The sequence below is a fragment of the Streptomyces sp. Root431 genome, from assembly GCF_001426585.1.
GTDB classification, from domain to species: domain Bacteria; phylum Actinomycetota; class Actinomycetes; order Streptomycetales; family Streptomycetaceae; genus Streptomyces; species Streptomyces stackebrandtii.
Map to the genome: position 1 here is coordinate 392591 of NZ_LMEI01000006.1, position 14304 is coordinate 406894.

Consider the following 14304-nt stretch of genomic DNA (forward strand, 5'->3'; position numbering starts at 1 on the left):
TGTGCCGCCGCCCTGGATCAGGGGGCCGGCACCGCCGGTGGTGCCTCGACGACGAAGAACAGGAAGGTGGGTGTGGTCGACAGGCCGGGGAAGGTGTCGGGGAACAGCTCGCGGGCCGCCGGGTCGGGCTGCGGTTCGCTGATGACGGACAGCCGGAAACCGGCCGTGGTGAAGGCGTCGATCATCGCGTGCAACGGCTTGCGCCAGAACGTGATGGGTCCGGACTGCTCGCCGAACGTCCACACGAAGCTGTAGCTGGTGGTGGCGAAGTAGTCGGGGCGCGGTTCCTGGAACGCGTAGGCCACGAACGGATGCTCCACCGACGCGATCAGCCGGCCGCCGGGCCTGAGCACGCGCCGTATCTCGGCCAGCGTCGGTCCCCAGTCCTCCAGGTAGTGCAGCACCAGCGACGCGGCCACGTCGTCGAACGCGCCGTCGTCGAACGGCAGTGGGTCGCGCAGGTCGCCGACGTGCAGGGGTATCTCGTCGCCGAGCCGCTGCCTGGCCAGCGCCAGCATGCCGGCGCTGACGTCGAGGCCGGTGACGACCGCACCGCGGTCGCGCAGGGCGGCGGCCAGGGGGCCCGAGCCGCAGCCGGCGTCCAGGACCCGACGGCCCGTCACCTCTCCGGCCAGGGCCAGCATCGCGGGCCGCTCGTAGTGCGCGTTCACGAGGCTGCGCTCGTTCTCCGCCGAGTACCCCTCGGCGAAACTGTCGTAGTCGTTCACCCGCGCCGGATCCTCGGTGGGGGCGAAGCTCTCGGGCACGTTCGCTGCTCGGTCCATCACGGCAGCCTAGCTCCGGCCCCGTGTATCGCGGGCGTATCGAAAATCGGATACGCCACGGCAACGGGCCTTCCGTTCCCATGGGGGCATGGACCACAACGCAACCCTGTTGGCACCGCCCCGCCGTACCCGCCGGATCGTGCTGCTCGGCCTGGCCGCCCTCGGCCTGGCGAGCGCGCTGTTCGTCATACGGGGGCCGCTCATGATGTCCGCTCCGCGGTGCATGGCCGGGCAGTGGCACGGCTGCTTCGACACGTTCAACGGCGTGGTGCTCATGACGCTGGTCCTGTTGCCGGTGGCCGTCCTCGTGGCGTGGGCCCTGGCGCACCGTCGGCGTGCCGCCGGTGTCGCGTCGGCGTGGCAGCTGTCGCTGGCCGAGGTGGGCATGGTCCACGGGACGCTGCCGTTCCTCTGGATGACCATGATGCCGGGCGGCGGGGCCGGCGTCGTCCCCGCCCGGGTGAGCCTGGTGCCGCTGCGGGACCTGGTCGCGATGGGGTCCCTCGGGATCGTCGGGAACCTGCTGGTCTTCGCTTCGCTGGGCTTCTTCGCCCCGATGCGGTGGGCTGCGCTGGCGTCCGTACCGCGCGTCCTGGCGCTCGGGGCGGGCTGCTCGGTCCTGGTCGAGACCGCGCAGTACGTCCTGCGGCTCGACCGCGTGTCGTCCGTGGACGACGTCCTGGTCAACGCGACCGGCGCCGCGCTGGCCGCACTGGCGTCGCGCCGCTGGTGGCGTCCCGCGGCGCATACGCCGGCGACAGGGCGGGTTGCTTAGGCTTCGGACATGCGCGTACTGATCGTGGAGGACGAGCCCTACCTCGCCGAAGCCGTCCGTGACGGCCTGCGCCTGGAGGCGATCGCCGCCGACATCGCGGGCGACGGCGACTCCGCCCTGGAACTGCTCAGCGTCCACTCCTACGACCTCGCGGTCCTCGACCGTGACATCCCGGGCCCCTCCGGCGACGAGGTCGCCCGGCGGATCGTCGCCTCCGGCAGCGGCATCCCGATCCTCATGCTCACCGCGGCCGACCGGATCGACGACAAGGCGTCCGGGTTCGAGCTCGGCGCCGACGACTACCTCACCAAACCCTTCGAGCTGCGGGAGCTCGTCCTGCGGTTGAGGGCGCTCGACCGCAGGCGCGCGTACGCCCGGCCCCCGGTCCGCGAGATCGCGGGCCTCCGGCTCGATCCCTTCCGCCGGGAGGTCTTCCGCGACGGACGGTACGTGGCGCTCACCCGGAAACAGTTCGCCGTCCTCGAGGTTCTCGTCGCCGCCGAGGGCGGGGTCGTCAGCACCGAGGAGCTGCTGGAACGGGCCTGGGACGAGAACGCCGACCCCTTCACCAACGCCGTCCGCATCACCGTCTCCGCGCTGCGCAAACGGCTCGGCGAACCATGGATCATCGCCACCGTGCCGGGTGTCGGCTACCGCATCGAGAGAGACGCCGGTGCCTAGACGCCCAGGGCTCAGCGCCCGGCTGAAACTCACCCTCAGCTACGCCGGATTCCTCGCCGTCGCCGGCGCCCTCCTGCTGGCCGTCGTGTGGATGTTCCTGCTGCGCTACGTACCCGACAACTCCCAGGGCCTGCTCGGGGTCTCGCCCAACCGCTACCTCCTCGTGCGCACCTTCGCCCCCGCAGCGGCCGTGGCGATGGCCTTCCTGCTCGTGTTCGGTCTCGTCGGGGGATGGATTCTCGCCGGGCGGATGCTCGCACCGCTCACCCGGATCACGGCCGCGGCGCGGATGGCCGGGACCGGATCGCTGTCCCACCGGATCCGCATGGAGGGCCGCCAGGACGAGTTCCGTGAGCTCGCCGACGTGTTCGACGGCATGCTCGAAGAGCTCGAGTCGCACGTCGACGAGCAGCGGAGGTTCGCCGCGAACGCCTCCCACGAGCTGCGCACCCCGCTGGCGATTTCGCGGATGCTCCTCGACGTCGCCCGCAAGGACCCCACACGGGACCGGACCGAGGTCATCGAACGCCTGCACGTCGTCAATACGCGGGCGATCGACCTCACCGAGGCCCTCCTGCTGCTGAGCCGCAGCGACCGCGGCAACGTCACCCGCGACAGCGTCGACCTCTCCCTCGTCGCCGAGGAGGCCGCCGAGACGCTGCTTCCCCTTGCCGAACAGCGCGGGATCACGCTCGACGTCACCGGCGGAGCCACCCGGACCAGCGGCTCCGCGGAGCTCCTGCTGCGGATGACGACGAACCTCGTCCAGAACGCCATCGTCCACAACCTCCCCAGCGGCGGGACCGTGACGGTCCACACCGAGGAGCGGGACGACGCGAGCGTGGTACGGGTCGAGAACACGGGGCATCCGCTCCCACCGGACCTCGTACCGACCCTCACCGAACCCTTCCGGCGCGGAACGGACCGGGTACGCACCGACGAGTACGCGGGAGTCGGCCTCGGCCTGGCCATCGTGCACAGCATCGTCCGCGCCCACGACGGAACCCTCGACCTCGCCCCGCGGCCCGCCGGCGGTCTCCTCGTCACGGTCCGGCTGCCCGGCAGGGCGTAGGCATCGTCGCCGCCCACACCCTGCCGGGGCGACCTACCACATCACGGGCAGGCGCTCCGGGATCCGCTTCATGAAGCGCGTCCGCCACACCAGTTGGTCGACCGGCACCGCAAGCCGCAGCTCCGGCATCCGGTCGAGCAGCGCCTCCAGGGCGATCTCCGCGTGCTTCCTCGCGAGCGCGGTGGCCGGGCAGTAGTGGCCGCCGAGTCCGAAGGACAGGTGCGCGTGGTTGTTCGGCCGGGCCAGGTCGACCTCGTGCGGGTCGTCGAACACGTCCGGGTCGAAGTTGGCGCCCTCGACCAGGACCAGCACCAGCTCGCCCTTCTTCACCAGGACCGAGCCCAGGCGCAGGTCCTCCGTGGCCAGCCGCGGCAGGCCGTCGGCGATGGAGAGGTTGATCCGGAGCAGCTCGTCGACGGCGGCCGGGATCTTCGACCGGTCGGCGAGAAGCTCCGCCTGGAGCTCCGGGTGCTGCATGAGCGAGAAGACCGCCATGGTGAGGAAGCCCATGGTGGAGATCACTCCGGCGCCGAAGAAGGTCACGCCGACCGTCGCGAGCATCTCGTCGGTCAGATGCGCGTACTCCGGGTCCTCGCGCAGCGCGGCCAGTTCGGCCATCAGCCCGGTGGTGGCGGGATCGTCCAGCCGCTCCACCATGTAGGCCATGTCCCGGTCCCAGTTGAGCTTGGCGCCGGTGACGGGGCAGGCCGAGTTCATGAACGCGATGTCCAGGCTGGCCGACAACCTCGGCGCGTCCTCGAACGGGATGCCGAGGATCCGGCAGTGCAGCGCCTCCGCGTACGGGCTCGTGAACGAGCCGCGCAGGTCGGACGGCGCACCGGCGGCGACGATCTCGTCGATCAGCTGCGCGGCGTGCTCGCGCATCCAGTCGACGAGCCCCTCGGACTTCCGGTTGATCGCCTTCAGTACGGCCTTGCGCAGGCCGGCCCCGGTGATGTTTCCCATGTTGTTGACGACCTCGGGTGGGATCGTCAGCGCGTACTGCCGGGGGACGCCTGGGGAGGAGGTGTCCTTCAGGCTGAATCTGGGATCCTCCAGGACCTGCTTGCACAGGGCGTGGGAGCTCACCAGCCAGGCTTCGTCGCCCGCGATCGTACGGACCTTCTTGACCGGTTCCGAGCGCAGCGCCTCGATCTCCGCGGGAAGCCGGTCACCCCGCCAGTCGAAGGGGAAGTCGGTCAACGGGGAGTCGGCCGAAGGGGAGTCGGTCAGCGGGGAGTCGATCAGCGTCTCAACGGACATCGGGAGCTCCTTCGGCGGGCGTGATGATGGCGTGGCCCTGATTGCGGGAGGCGCGCAACCCGGCGCCTCGGGAGTACAGCAGCTCGGCCATCGGCAGGAGCTGGTGGTAGCAGTTGAGCGACGAGGGAACCCCGAAGATGGCGGGGGTGTCCAGGAACAGCGGGGCCTCGGCGCAGATGTAGTTCAGGCAGACCGTGCGCTGCCGCTGCGTGCCCGGGCTGTCCGATTTGGTGGACAGGAAGTAGGCCGCGAGCCCCTCGCAGACCCGGCGGAACTCGTCGTCGGAGTCGAGGAGCCGCAGGATCCTCGCGTGGATCCTGCGGTACTCCTCGTTGTCGGTGAACTCGGACAGGGCGCGGGCCCTGATCCTGCCGCCGCCCGGATCGAGGGCGGTCGCCGCGTTGTTCACCTTGGCCCGGACGCCGCGCAGGTTCTTGACGGCCTTGCGCTGGGCGTCGATCGGGTCGTATCCGAATGCCTCGTACATCTCGGCCACGTACAGGTCGGTGTAGAGGATGTCGACCTCGCGGAAGTTCTCGGAGCCCCAGTGGCCGAGATCGAGAACGCGTTGGGCCGAGAAATAGCTGTTTCCTGGCGATATGCCGATGAGGGCGTGATCCCCCGCGGCGTGAATCACCTGGCAGTGCGGGGTGTAGGGCTGAACGTCGAAGCGTTCAGTCGCTGTGGTTGTCGCTGTCGTTGTCGCGGTGGTCAACGTCGTCAACGGAGAGCGTCCTCCGCGTCGCAAGTCCCGATGGAGCCTGGTGCTCCTGGTGTGGCGACGACGCCGTGAAGTTAGCGATCGAGTACGGAGCGTGTCAACGCTGTCTCAGGAGGCGTGCGTCGACCTTGATCACGAGTTTCCGCGGACGCCCCTTTCCGTTCAGCGGCAGAAGGCGGTGTCCACGGCCTTCTCGACGCCCTTCATGCCCGCTCCGTCCGGCGGGATGCTCGTCACCGCGACGCTGACCGCGCGCCCGTCGTCCGTGACGCCGCCCCGGGTCTCGTATCCCACGAGGTCGCCGCCGTGCCCCCAGAACACGCCGCCGCACGACAACTGCCTGCTCATGAGCCCCAGTCCGTAGTGGCTTCCGGTGTCCCCGACCGGGACGGTCGTGCGCATCTGGGCGAGCTGGGCCGGGGGCAGGAGGCGGCCGTCGAGGAGCGCGGTGAAGAAGCGGTTGAGGTCGGAGTTGGTGGAGATCAGCTGGCCCGCCGCCCAGCCCGCCGAGGGGTCGACCTCCGTGAAGTCGACCGGCGTCGCGCCGGCCGAACTCCGGGCGTAGCCCCGCGGATGCGGCTCGCGGATCGTCTTGTCGCCGGGCGCGGGGAAGTAGGTGTGGCGCAGCCCGATGCGCTGCATGATGCGCTTGTCCATCTCCTCGGCGAGGGGGCGGCCGGTGACCTTCTGCACGATCAGGCCGGCCAGGACGTAGTTCGTGTTGCTGTAGCTCCACTTCTCCCCGGGCTCGAACTCGGCCTCGTACTTCAGGGCGATGTCGAGGAGGTCGCGGGGCTCGAAGTACCGGTCCTTCATCTCTTCGTCGGTGATGTGCTCCCCGTACTCGGGGATTCCACTGGTGTGCTGGAGCAGCTGGCGGACGGTGATGCGGCGGCCGTCGATGCCCTTTCCGCGGACGAGGTCGGGGAGGTAGTCGTCGACCTTCGCGTCGAGGGAGATCCTCCCCTCGGCGACCAGCTGCAGCACGACAACCGCGGTGAACGTCTTCGTGTTGCTGCCGATCCGCACCTGTCCGTCCCTGGGCACCTTCGCGCCGGTGGCCAGGTCGCCGACCCCCGCCGTGTAGGTACGGGTACGTCCCGCCCGGTCCTCGACGCTCGCGAGGGCGGCCGGCTGGCCGTCCCGCACCAGCGCGTTCAGGCTCTGCTGGACCGCGTCGGGGCGGGCGGCTGCGGTCGCGGGGGAGGGCGCCAGTGCGCCGGTGGTCATGACGGCGACGGCCATCGCGGCCGCGGCGGCCAGCGCGCCGCGCCGCGGGCCACCCTGGCGCTCGGCGGCGGAACGAGGCGTGTGTCGTGTCTTCTGCTCAGGCATCAGTCAACTCCGTGGGAATCGTCGGGCAGGACACGAGCATGGATCTCGGCGGCCCCGGAGCGCATCGCGGGAAGGCGGGAGAAGCCGCTCCCCCGATCGGGGGAGGCCGCAGGTCAGCCGCCCGGTCATACTGGTTGATCATGATCAAGGGATTGCGGCCGCTGCTGCGCCGTTCCACGTACGCGGGTGCCCTGTTCGCCTTCGGCGGCGTGCTGGCGAGCCTTCCCCTGCTGTCCCTGGCGCTGCTGCCGGCGCTGGCCTGGAGGTCCGCCCCCGAGAGCGTGCAGCTCGTCGTGGCCCTGCTCGTCTGGGCTGCGCTGATCGGCCTGGTCGGGCTGGCCCGCAGCACCCGGAGAGTGCTGGTCCTGTCCGCCCGCCGGCTGCTGGGGGTGGCGTTGCCCGAGCCGGTCGCCGGGCGTACGTCCACGGGTCCGCCCGCCGGAGGCACAGTCACCGGCACCGTGCCGCCGCGCGCCGACCGCTGGCGGACCCCTCTCTGGCTGCTCCTGCACGTGGCGGTGGGGTGGACGGGGGCCCTGGCGGGCGGCGTGCTGCTGTTCGCCGGACTGACCCTCCCCGGCGGCTGGCTCGGCGCCCAGGCCGGTCTCAGCATGTTCGGACGGACGGCGCGGGTCTCGGGCGGCTGGGAGAGCTGGGCGGTAGGGCTCGGCTGCCTGCTGCTCGCGGCGGCCGTGTGCGCGGGGGTGACGAAGGTCCTGCGCTGGACGGCACCCCGGCTGCTCGGGCCGTCGTCGGCCGAGCGGCTCGCGCTGGCGGCGGAACGGGAGCTGCGCCTCGCCGAACGCAACCGGCTGGCCCACGAGTTGCACGACTCGATCGGGCACACCCTGACGACGACCACCATCCAGGCCGCCGTGGCGGGCGAGCTCATGGCCACCGACCCGGTGGCGGCGCGGGCCGCCCTGCGCAGCATCGAGGAGTCGGCCCGGGCCGCGCTCGAAGACCTCGACTACGTCCTCGGCGTGCTGCGCGAGCGGGAGGCCGAGACGGCGCCCGCACGCACCTTGGCCGACCTGCCCGAGCTGCTCGACCGCCTGCGGCACGCGGGCGCGGTCGTGGAGCCGGAGCTCTCCGGGGACCTGACGCAGGTGCAGGGGACGCTCTCGCGGGCGGCGTACAGGATCCTCCAGGAAGGGCTGACGAACGCCATGCGGCACGGAGCGGGCGGACCGATCGAGGTCCGCGTGACGGCGACGCCGGAAGCCCTGGAAGTGGGAGTGGTCAACGCCACCGAGGGTGGGCGCGGGGCCGGCATCGCGGTCGACGCGAGGACGGGTTCGCCTTCGGGTACGAGCGAACGCCCGGGCCGCCGGGGTGCTTTTCCGACGTCCGGGCACGGTCTTCCCGGCCTCGCCGAGCGCGTGCGGCTGCTGCACGGCGAGTTCGACGCCGGCCCGGACGGACCGAGGCGCTGGCGGCTGGCCGTCAGGCTCCCCGTACGGTTGCCGGCATGACCGTTCCCGCGCCGAGCGGCGCCCTGACGACGGACACGCCCGTCACCCTCCTCGTCGCGGACGACGACGAAGTGACCCGCAGCGGCCTGCGCACCCTGCTCGCGGCGCAGCCGGGGATCGAGGTCGTCGGGGAGGCCGCCGACGGCGTCGAGGTGGTCGAGCAGGCACGGCGGCTGCGCCCGGACGTGGTCCTGATGGACGTACGGATGCCACGGCGCAACGGCATCGATGCCACCCGTCACCTCCTCGCCGAACCGGTCGACTCCGGTGAACCGGCGGCGGCACCGCCGAAGGTCGTGGTGATCACGACCTTCGAGAACGACGACTACGTCACCGCCGCGCTCAGCGCCGGGGCCAGCGGCTTCGTACTCAAGCGGCTTCCGGTCCGCCGGATCGCCGAGGCCGTGCGCGTGGTGGCGGCGGGGGAGGCGATCCTCTTCCCGGCGACCCTGCGCCGCATGGTCGCCGCCCGCCCGCTGGACTCCGCCGAGGCGCTGCCGCGGGCGGCGCTGACGGCGCGGGAGGAGGAGGTGCTGCGGCTGATGGCCACCGGACTGTCCAACCCGGAGATCGCGGAGTCCCTCACGGTGAGCCTGGAGACGGTGAAGACCCACGTCGGGAACGTGCTCACCAAGCTCGGCGCGCAGAACAGGACCCACGCCGTGGTGATCGCGTACGAGTCGGGCCTGGTGGTGCCCGGGTTCACCGGCTGACGGCCCGTCGGCCGCCGGTCAGACACCGGGCGGGCAGACCACGAGGAGCGGGAGCAGGGGCGCGGCCACGGCCAGGGACGCCACCGAGCCCCGGAGCGCCGGGTGCGGGGCGCGGCGCGGGCCGAGGATGCGCCGCATGCGGAGCAGCGCCGTCGTGCCGCCCGCGCCGAACGCGCCCCTCGGGGTCCGGCCGGCCGCGATCTCGTACATCGCGGTAGCGAGGACCTCGTCCGGATGGCTCCGCAGCGCGCGGTCGTCCGCGATCATCTCCACGAGCACCGCCGTCTGCTCCCGGGCGTGGCGCGCGAGCGGGACCCAGGGGAAGACGGTGGCGAACGCCTTCGTGGCCGCGACCGGCAGATGGTGGCGGCCCGAGACGTGCGACCGCTCGTGCTCCAGGACGGCCTCCAACTGCGCCTCGGTGAGCAGCCGGACGGCCGCGTCGCTCACGACGACGCGGGAGCGGAAGCCGGGCAGGCAGTACGCCGCCGGGGTGCCGTGCGGCAGGACGGTCGCCCGCAGCCGGTCGGAGCGCACCCCCACCTTGTCGAGCCGGTCGCGGTGACGCGCCCGCAGCAGCCCGGCGCGGATCAGGTGGTGGGCGAAGGCGCCGAGGACGGCGGCGAACACCGCGCCGGGCAGGGCCGTCGCGAGCAGGCCGGCGGTGGACGGGTCGGGCGCGACCGGCCGCGCGTCGCCCGAACCGAGGCCGCAGGCGTGCAGAAGCCCCACGAGCCCGGCGTGCAGATGCTCGGTGGGCGTGGCCAGGGAGGACGCGGCCAGCGCCGCCGCGAGGGTGAAGGACAGCATCAGGGCGAGCCACACCGTGACTCCCAGCGCCGGCGCGCGGTGCGGCCACGCGCTGCGCACCATCACGGACGGCGCGGCGACGCCCACGACGGCCGCGTACCCCAGAAGCGCGGGGGCCGCGTTCACTGCTGCGCCCGCCGCCCGACGTCACGGAGGGCCTTGCGCAGCGCCGCGATCTCGTCCGCGTCCAGGTTCTCCACGAACTGGACGAGGGCGCCTTCCCGGTCCTCGCTCGCCCCGAGGCCGTCCTCCATCAGGGCCGCCGCGTACGCCTCGCGGGACGCGGAGGCGCGGTACAGCCAGACCCTGCCGTCCCGGCTGCGGGTCAGGTGGCCCTTGTGGAACAGGATGCTCGTGACCGTGGTGACCGTGGTGTAGGCGACGTCGCGGTGGAGGTTGATGTCGTCGACGACCTCGCGCACCGTGGCGGGGCGGTTCCATCTCCAGAAGCGGTCCATGATCTCCGCCTCAAGTTCCCCCAGCCGGCGCATGGCCCGTTCCTCTCCGCTGATCCGCACTCGGCTTCATAGTAGACGGGCCTTCACCTGCGGTTCCGCGCTTCCTCCGGCCCGCGCGTCAGCCGATGCGGACGCCCCACATGAAGGGCATCCCGCTGCGGGCGATGGACTCGTAGCGGACCTGCGCGCCGGGCTTGGGGGAGTGGAGGATCTGTCCGTTGCCGGCGTAGAAGCCGACGTGGCTGAGGTCGGTGCGCATGATGATCAGGTCGCCGGGCCTCAGGGCGCTCAGGGAGTCGATGCGCGTTCCGGCGCTCGCCTGGGCCTGGGAGGTGCGGGGTATCGACACGTCGGCCTGGCGGAACGCCCAGGAGGTGAGACCGGAGCAGTCGAAGGAGCCGGGGCCGCTCGCGCCCCACACGTACGGCAGGCCGACCCGGCTCTTCGCGGCGGCGAAGGCGGCGGCCGCTCGACCGGAGACGCTCTGCTCGTTGCCGAGGTCGGCGCGCGCGCTCGCCCGGTTGGCCCGGTCCTCCTCCTGCGCGATCCGCTCCCGCTCCTTCGCGGACAGGGTGTTGAGGAGGCGCTGCGCCTCGCGGAGCTTGCCCTGGATCTCGGCCTTCCGCCCGCCCAACTCCTTCTGCACGGCGTCGAGATCGCGCAGCTTCTCCGACGCCTCCGCGCGCTGCTGCCGGAGCGCCCGCTGCCGGTCCGTGAACTCCTGAAGCCGAGCGGCCTGCCGGTCGCCGGCCCGGTCCAGGGCGGACGCCTTCTCCAGATACGTGTCGGGGTCCTCGGACAGGAACAGCTGGAGGGCCGGGTCCAGGCCGCCCGAGCGGTACTGGCCGGCGGCCACCGACCCTATGTGGTCCCGGAGTTCGTTCAGTTCGCCCTGCTTGCGGGCGGCCGTGTCCTGGAGGTCCGCCACCTGCTTCTTGAGCACGGCGGCCTTCTCCTGGGCCCCGTTGTACTTCTCGGTGGCCTGGGTCGCCTGCTCGTACAGGCGGTCCACCTGCGCCTTGACGCCCTTCTTGGTGGGGTCGGGCAGCGGGTCGGCCGAAGCGGCCTGGGTGGACAGGGCCATGGCCGCGGCGGCGGTGACGGTGAGGACGCCCGTACGGCGCGGACTGGTCTGCTTCGGGCGGCGGTGGGAGGCCACTGCGGAGCTCCTTCTGATGGGCGACCGGCTGAGCAAAGGCTTCTGGGCTTCTCTTCTTCTAGAATACTAAGCTACTTAGAATTCGAGCTTGCTTGAGGGGTCCTGGCCGGTCGGTGCGTCGATCAGGGGGGCGGTGGTCTCTAGTTGAGTAGTGGCCTCTGGTGAGTAGTGGCCTTCAGGAGGCGGTGGCCTTCGCGAGGGTGCGGAGGCACTGGGTGAGGGCGGCGTGCCGGGGCGTGCCGTGGTCGCGGGTCCGGAGCCACGCCGCGTACAGCAGGGCCCACAGCACCTCCTGCATCCAGCCGGTGTCGGTGTGCGGATCGAGGGTGCCCTGCTCCTGCCCGCGCCGGAGCAGCGCGAGGATCGCCCGGTCGGCAGGGGTCTCCTGTTCAAAGCCGGACCACTCGGCGAACTGCGGCACGTCGTAGAGGAGCATCAGCCGGTCGCCCAGCTCGAAGTACTCCTGGCAGAGGCGCTCCAGGGCCTCGGGGGCCGGTCCGTCGTCGAGCCGGGCCCGGTTCGTGGCGACCTCGACGCGTTCGGTGATGTCCGCGCCGATCGCGGCGATCAGGTCGGAGCGCTCGGGGAAGTAGCGGTGGACGGTGGTGCGGCCCACCCCGGCGGCCTCGGCGACGTCGCCGAGCGAGGCCGCCGGGTCGGTGGAGAGCAGCGTGACGGCGGCGTCCAGGATGGCGCGGCGGGTGCGGGCGCGGGTAGCGCTCTCGCGGGTGGTGGTGGCGTCGGTCCCCTTCGGCATGGCACAACGGTATCCGCTCCACCGAAGAAGGCATTGTTTGCTCTTTTTGGAACAACGGTGTTCCCTTGTGGGTATGAAGCGCTCCGTTGCCTCCGTCACCTCCGCCCCGCGGCTGCGCGTGCTCTGGTCCTTCGCCCGCCCGCACCGGCGCACCCTCCTGCACGGCCTGGCCCTGGCGCTGGTCGCGTCCGCCCTCGGCCTCGCCACGCCCATGGTGACCAAGCAGGTCCTCGACGCCCTCGGCGACGGAGCCTCGCTCGCCGGCCCGGTGGCCGTGCTCCTGGTGCTCCTGGTGGCCGGCGGCGCCGTCGCGTACTGGCAGTGGATCATCTTGGGAGCGATGGGGGAGCGGGTGGTCCTCGACGCCCGCGAGTCACTGGTCCGGCACCTGCTGCGCGCCGCCGTCCCCGGGGTGACCCGCCGCCCGCCGGGCGAGCTCGTCACCCGTGTCACCTCCGACACCGTGCTGCTGCGCGAGGCCGCCGCGGAATCCCTGGTCGGCCTCGTCAACGGCTCGGTCACCCTCGTCGGGAGCCTGGTCCTGATGGCCTTCCTCGACCCGGTGCTGCTCGGCACCACGCTCGTCGCGATCTGCCTCGTCGCGCTGGCCTTCGTGTTCCTGATGCCGGGCATCGCCCACGCGCAGGAGCGGGCGCAGGAGCACGTCGGCGGGCTCGGCGGCACCCTGGAAGGTGCCCTGCGGGCGATCCGTACGGTCAAGTCCCACCGGGCCGAGGAGCGGATGGCCGACCGCATCCTGGCCGACGCCCGCGCCTCGGCGGAGCACGGCGTCCGCGCGGTCCGTCGCGAGGCGCTGGCCTGGACGACCGCCTGGACCGGCGTGAACCTCGCCGTCATCACCGTCCTCGCGGTCGGCGCCTGGCGGGTGGGCCAGGGGCAGCTGGAGGTATCAGGCCTGATCGCCTTCCTGCTGTACGCGTTCGCCCTCATGGAGCCGGTCACCGAACTGAGCCAGAACGTCACCTCCCTCCAGTCGGGCGTCGCGGCGGCCGAACGGATCCGGCAGACCGACGCGCTGCCGCTGGAGGAGCGGGCCGGGAGGGCTGCGGCCGCTCGGGTGACCGCTCAGCGGACCGCGGCTTCCGCCGGTGCGCGGGGCGACGACGCGCGGGGCGTCGGTGTGCGGGGCGACGACACTCCCGTCCTGCTCTTCCGGGACGTCACCGCCTCACACGCCCCCGGTGCGCCGCCCGCCGTGCGAGGCGTGGACCTCGCCGTGCCCCGGCGCGGTCACCTCGCCATCGTCGGACCCTCCGGGGCGGGCAAGACGACCCTGCTCTCCCTCGTCCTGCGCTTCCTGGAGCCCACCGGCGGCGAACTGCTCCTGGACGGGCGTCCGTACCGCGACCTCGCGCCCGCCGACGTACGGGCCAGGCTCGCCTACGTCGAACAGGACACCCCGGTCGTGCCCGGCACCCTCCGCGACAACCTGCTGCTCGCCCGCCCCGACGCCACGGAGGCCGAACTCCGTGCCGTACTGCGGGACGTCCGCCTCGACGAGAGGGTCGCCGCGCTGGACGAGGGCCTGGACACCCCCCTGGCCACGGCGTCCGTCTCGGGCGGCGAACGGCAGCGCGTCGCACTCGCCCGCGCCCTGCTCGCCACGCCCGACGTCCTGCTCCTGGACGAGGCCACCGCCCAGCTGGACGGGCTCACCGAGGCGGCCGTCCACGACTGCGTGCGGGCCCGGGCCCGGGACGGCGCGGTGGTGACCGTGGCTCACCGGCTCTCCACGGTCGTCGACGCGGACACCATCGTGGTCATGGAGAACGGGAGGGTGCGCGCGCAGGGCGGCCACCGGGAACTCCTCGCGACCGACGAGCTCTACCGCGAACTCGTCGAGTCCCTGCGGATGGACGCCGGAATCGCCTGACCCCTGGCCCTCGCCCTCATCAGGCGGCGGTACGGGTGGGGGCGTCGGCCGTCGGCTCCTTTCCGGTCGTCGGCGCCGGGTGCGCCTTGGCGAGGGTGCAGACGCCGTCCTCGCACTGGCGCTCCAGGCGGCCGCGGGAGATGGTCTGCGCCAGGCCGACCATCCAGCAGGTGGGGCAGCCGCGGAAGGCGATCAGGGCCAGCGGGGCCGCCAGCAGCGTGGCCGGGCCGGCGACGGGCACCAGGGCGATCGAGCCGATGATCAGCCCGAAGCCGACGGCGCCGCGCGCCAGATGGCGCGGGACGGACGCGCTCGCGAAGTTCGTCGTGGGCGTCGTGGGGCGTGCGGTGGCCGGGCCCTTCGCGTCCTGCGCGGGCTTCACGGAATACAGGGTGTTCACGGTCGT

15 protein-coding genes are annotated in these 14304 nt (G+C 72.2%); 6 read left to right on the plus strand and 9 right to left on the minus strand.

The genetic code is table 11. From position 1 onward, the window contains the following. Positions 1–17: 17 nt before the first annotated feature. Positions 18–785, minus strand: a complete 768-nt coding sequence (locus ASC82_RS06225) for a class I SAM-dependent methyltransferase (RefSeq protein WP_056642706.1) — start codon at positions 783–785, stop codon at positions 18–20. 88 nt (positions 786–873) lie between these two features. Here ASC82_RS06225 and ASC82_RS06230 point away from each other — a divergent pair, with 88 nt between their 5' ends. From ASC82_RS06230 to ASC82_RS06240, 3 genes are read left to right on the plus strand one after another with little or no spacing between them, the layout of a single operon-like run. Next, positions 874–1560, plus strand: a complete 687-nt coding sequence (locus tag ASC82_RS06230; RefSeq protein ID WP_056642709.1) for a VanZ family protein — start codon at positions 874–876, stop codon at positions 1558–1560. A 9-nt stretch (positions 1561–1569) separates the two neighbouring features. Next, positions 1570–2241, plus strand: a complete 672-nt coding sequence (locus tag ASC82_RS06235) for a response regulator transcription factor (protein WP_056642712.1) — start codon at positions 1570–1572, stop codon at positions 2239–2241. Beyond that, positions 2234–3313 (plus strand): HAMP domain-containing sensor histidine kinase, encoded by a 1080-nt coding sequence (locus ASC82_RS06240; RefSeq protein WP_056642715.1) that lies wholly within the window; start codon positions 2234–2236, stop codon positions 3311–3313. The genes ASC82_RS06235 and ASC82_RS06240 overlap by 8 nt, the downstream gene beginning before the upstream one ends. 33 nt (positions 3314–3346) lie before the next feature. Here ASC82_RS06240 and ASC82_RS06245 read toward each other — a convergent pair whose 3' ends face one another. The 3 genes from ASC82_RS06245 to ASC82_RS06255 all read right to left on the minus strand — a co-directional run bounded on the left by ASC82_RS06245 (position 3347) and on the right by ASC82_RS06255 (position 6527). After that, positions 3347–4576 carry a cytochrome P450 gene (locus ASC82_RS06245; protein WP_056642718.1) on the minus strand — a complete coding sequence of 410 codons (1230 nt, stop codon included), beginning with the start codon at positions 4574–4576 and terminating at the stop codon, positions 3347–3349. Beyond that, positions 4566–5300 (minus strand): tRNA-dependent cyclodipeptide synthase, encoded by a 735-nt coding sequence (locus ASC82_RS06250; protein WP_107105832.1) that lies wholly within the window; start codon positions 5298–5300, stop codon positions 4566–4568. Before ASC82_RS06250 ends, ASC82_RS06245 begins: the two co-directional genes overlap by 11 nt. Positions 5301–5459: 159 nt before the next feature. After that, on the minus strand, positions 5460–6527 hold the full coding sequence (locus ASC82_RS06255) for a serine hydrolase domain-containing protein (protein WP_199862486.1): 1068 nt from the start codon (positions 6525–6527) through the stop codon (positions 5460–5462). A gap of 245 nt (positions 6528–6772) precedes the next feature. Here ASC82_RS06255 and ASC82_RS06260 point away from each other — a divergent pair, with 245 nt between their 5' ends. Then, positions 6773–8107: a histidine kinase gene (locus tag ASC82_RS06260; protein ID WP_056643355.1), complete on the plus strand. Its 1335-nt coding sequence runs from the start codon at positions 6773–6775 to the stop codon at positions 8105–8107. Further along, positions 8104–8820, plus strand: a complete 717-nt coding sequence (locus ASC82_RS06265) for a response regulator transcription factor (RefSeq protein ID WP_056642722.1) — start codon at positions 8104–8106, stop codon at positions 8818–8820. The genes ASC82_RS06260 and ASC82_RS06265 overlap by 4 nt, the downstream gene beginning before the upstream one ends. Before the next feature lie 18 nt (positions 8821–8838). On the opposite strand, the gene ASC82_RS06270 is transcribed toward ASC82_RS06265, so the two are convergent. The 4 genes from ASC82_RS06270 to ASC82_RS06285 form a co-directional block, all read right to left on the minus strand. Further along, complete coding sequence (locus ASC82_RS06270; protein ID WP_056642725.1) at positions 8839–9756, minus strand: M56 family metallopeptidase; 918 nt, start codon at positions 9754–9756, stop codon at positions 8839–8841. Continuing rightward, the gene (locus ASC82_RS06275) at positions 9753–10121 is read right to left on the minus strand and encodes a BlaI/MecI/CopY family transcriptional regulator (protein WP_056642728.1); all 369 of its coding nucleotides are present in this window, start codon (positions 10119–10121) and stop codon (positions 9753–9755) included. The genes ASC82_RS06270 and ASC82_RS06275 overlap by 4 nt, the downstream gene beginning before the upstream one ends. An 85-nt stretch (positions 10122–10206) precedes the next feature. Further along, on the minus strand, positions 10207–11247 hold the full coding sequence (locus ASC82_RS06280) for an NlpC/P60 family protein (protein ID WP_056642731.1): 1041 nt from the start codon (positions 11245–11247) through the stop codon (positions 10207–10209). Between the two features lie 175 nt (positions 11248–11422). After that, positions 11423–12004: a TetR/AcrR family transcriptional regulator gene (locus tag ASC82_RS06285; protein WP_056642734.1), complete on the minus strand. Its 582-nt coding sequence runs from the start codon at positions 12002–12004 to the stop codon at positions 11423–11425. A 73-nt stretch (positions 12005–12077) separates the two neighbouring features. Here ASC82_RS06285 and ASC82_RS06290 point away from each other — a divergent pair, with 73 nt between their 5' ends. Then, positions 12078–13898, plus strand: a complete 1821-nt coding sequence (locus ASC82_RS06290; RefSeq protein ID WP_242427570.1) for an ABC transporter ATP-binding protein — start codon at positions 12078–12080, stop codon at positions 13896–13898. Positions 13899–13917: 19 nt separating this feature from the next. Here ASC82_RS06290 and ASC82_RS06295 read toward each other — a convergent pair whose 3' ends face one another. After that, a complete protein-coding gene (locus ASC82_RS06295; RefSeq protein WP_056642736.1) occupies positions 13918–14298 on the minus strand; it encodes a hypothetical protein in 381 nt (126 codons plus the stop codon). Positions 14299–14304 lie beyond the last annotated feature (6 nt).

Bases quoted from the DNA above. Each gene is read 5' to 3' on its own strand.
- ASC82_RS06245 (WP_056642718.1), bottom strand. From the start codon at position 4,576: ATGTCCGTTGAGACGCTGATCGACTCCCCGCTGACCGACTCCCCTTCG.
- ASC82_RS06225 (WP_056642706.1), bottom strand. From the start codon at position 785: ATGGACCGAGCAGCGAACGTGCCCGAGAGCTTCGCCCCCACCGAGGAT.
- ASC82_RS06265 (WP_056642722.1), top strand. From the start codon at position 8,104: ATGACCGTTCCCGCGCCGAGCGGCGCCCTGACGACGGACACGCCCGTC.
- ASC82_RS06235 (WP_056642712.1), top strand. From the start codon at position 1,570: ATGCGCGTACTGATCGTGGAGGACGAGCCCTACCTCGCCGAAGCCGTC.
- ASC82_RS06260 (WP_056643355.1), top strand. From the start codon at position 6,773: ATGATCAAGGGATTGCGGCCGCTGCTGCGCCGTTCCACGTACGCGGGT.
- ASC82_RS06285 (WP_056642734.1), bottom strand. From the start codon at position 12,004: ATGCCGAAGGGGACCGACGCCACCACCACCCGCGAGAGCGCTACCCGC.
- ASC82_RS06275 (WP_056642728.1), bottom strand. From the start codon at position 10,121: ATGCGCCGGCTGGGGGAACTTGAGGCGGAGATCATGGACCGCTTCTGG.
- ASC82_RS06290 (WP_242427570.1), top strand. From the start codon at position 12,078: ATGAAGCGCTCCGTTGCCTCCGTCACCTCCGCCCCGCGGCTGCGCGTG.
- ASC82_RS06255 (WP_199862486.1), bottom strand. From the start codon at position 6,527: ATGACCACCGGCGCACTGGCGCCCTCCCCCGCGACCGCAGCCGCCCGC.
- ASC82_RS06230 (WP_056642709.1), top strand. From the start codon at position 874: ATGGACCACAACGCAACCCTGTTGGCACCGCCCCGCCGTACCCGCCGG.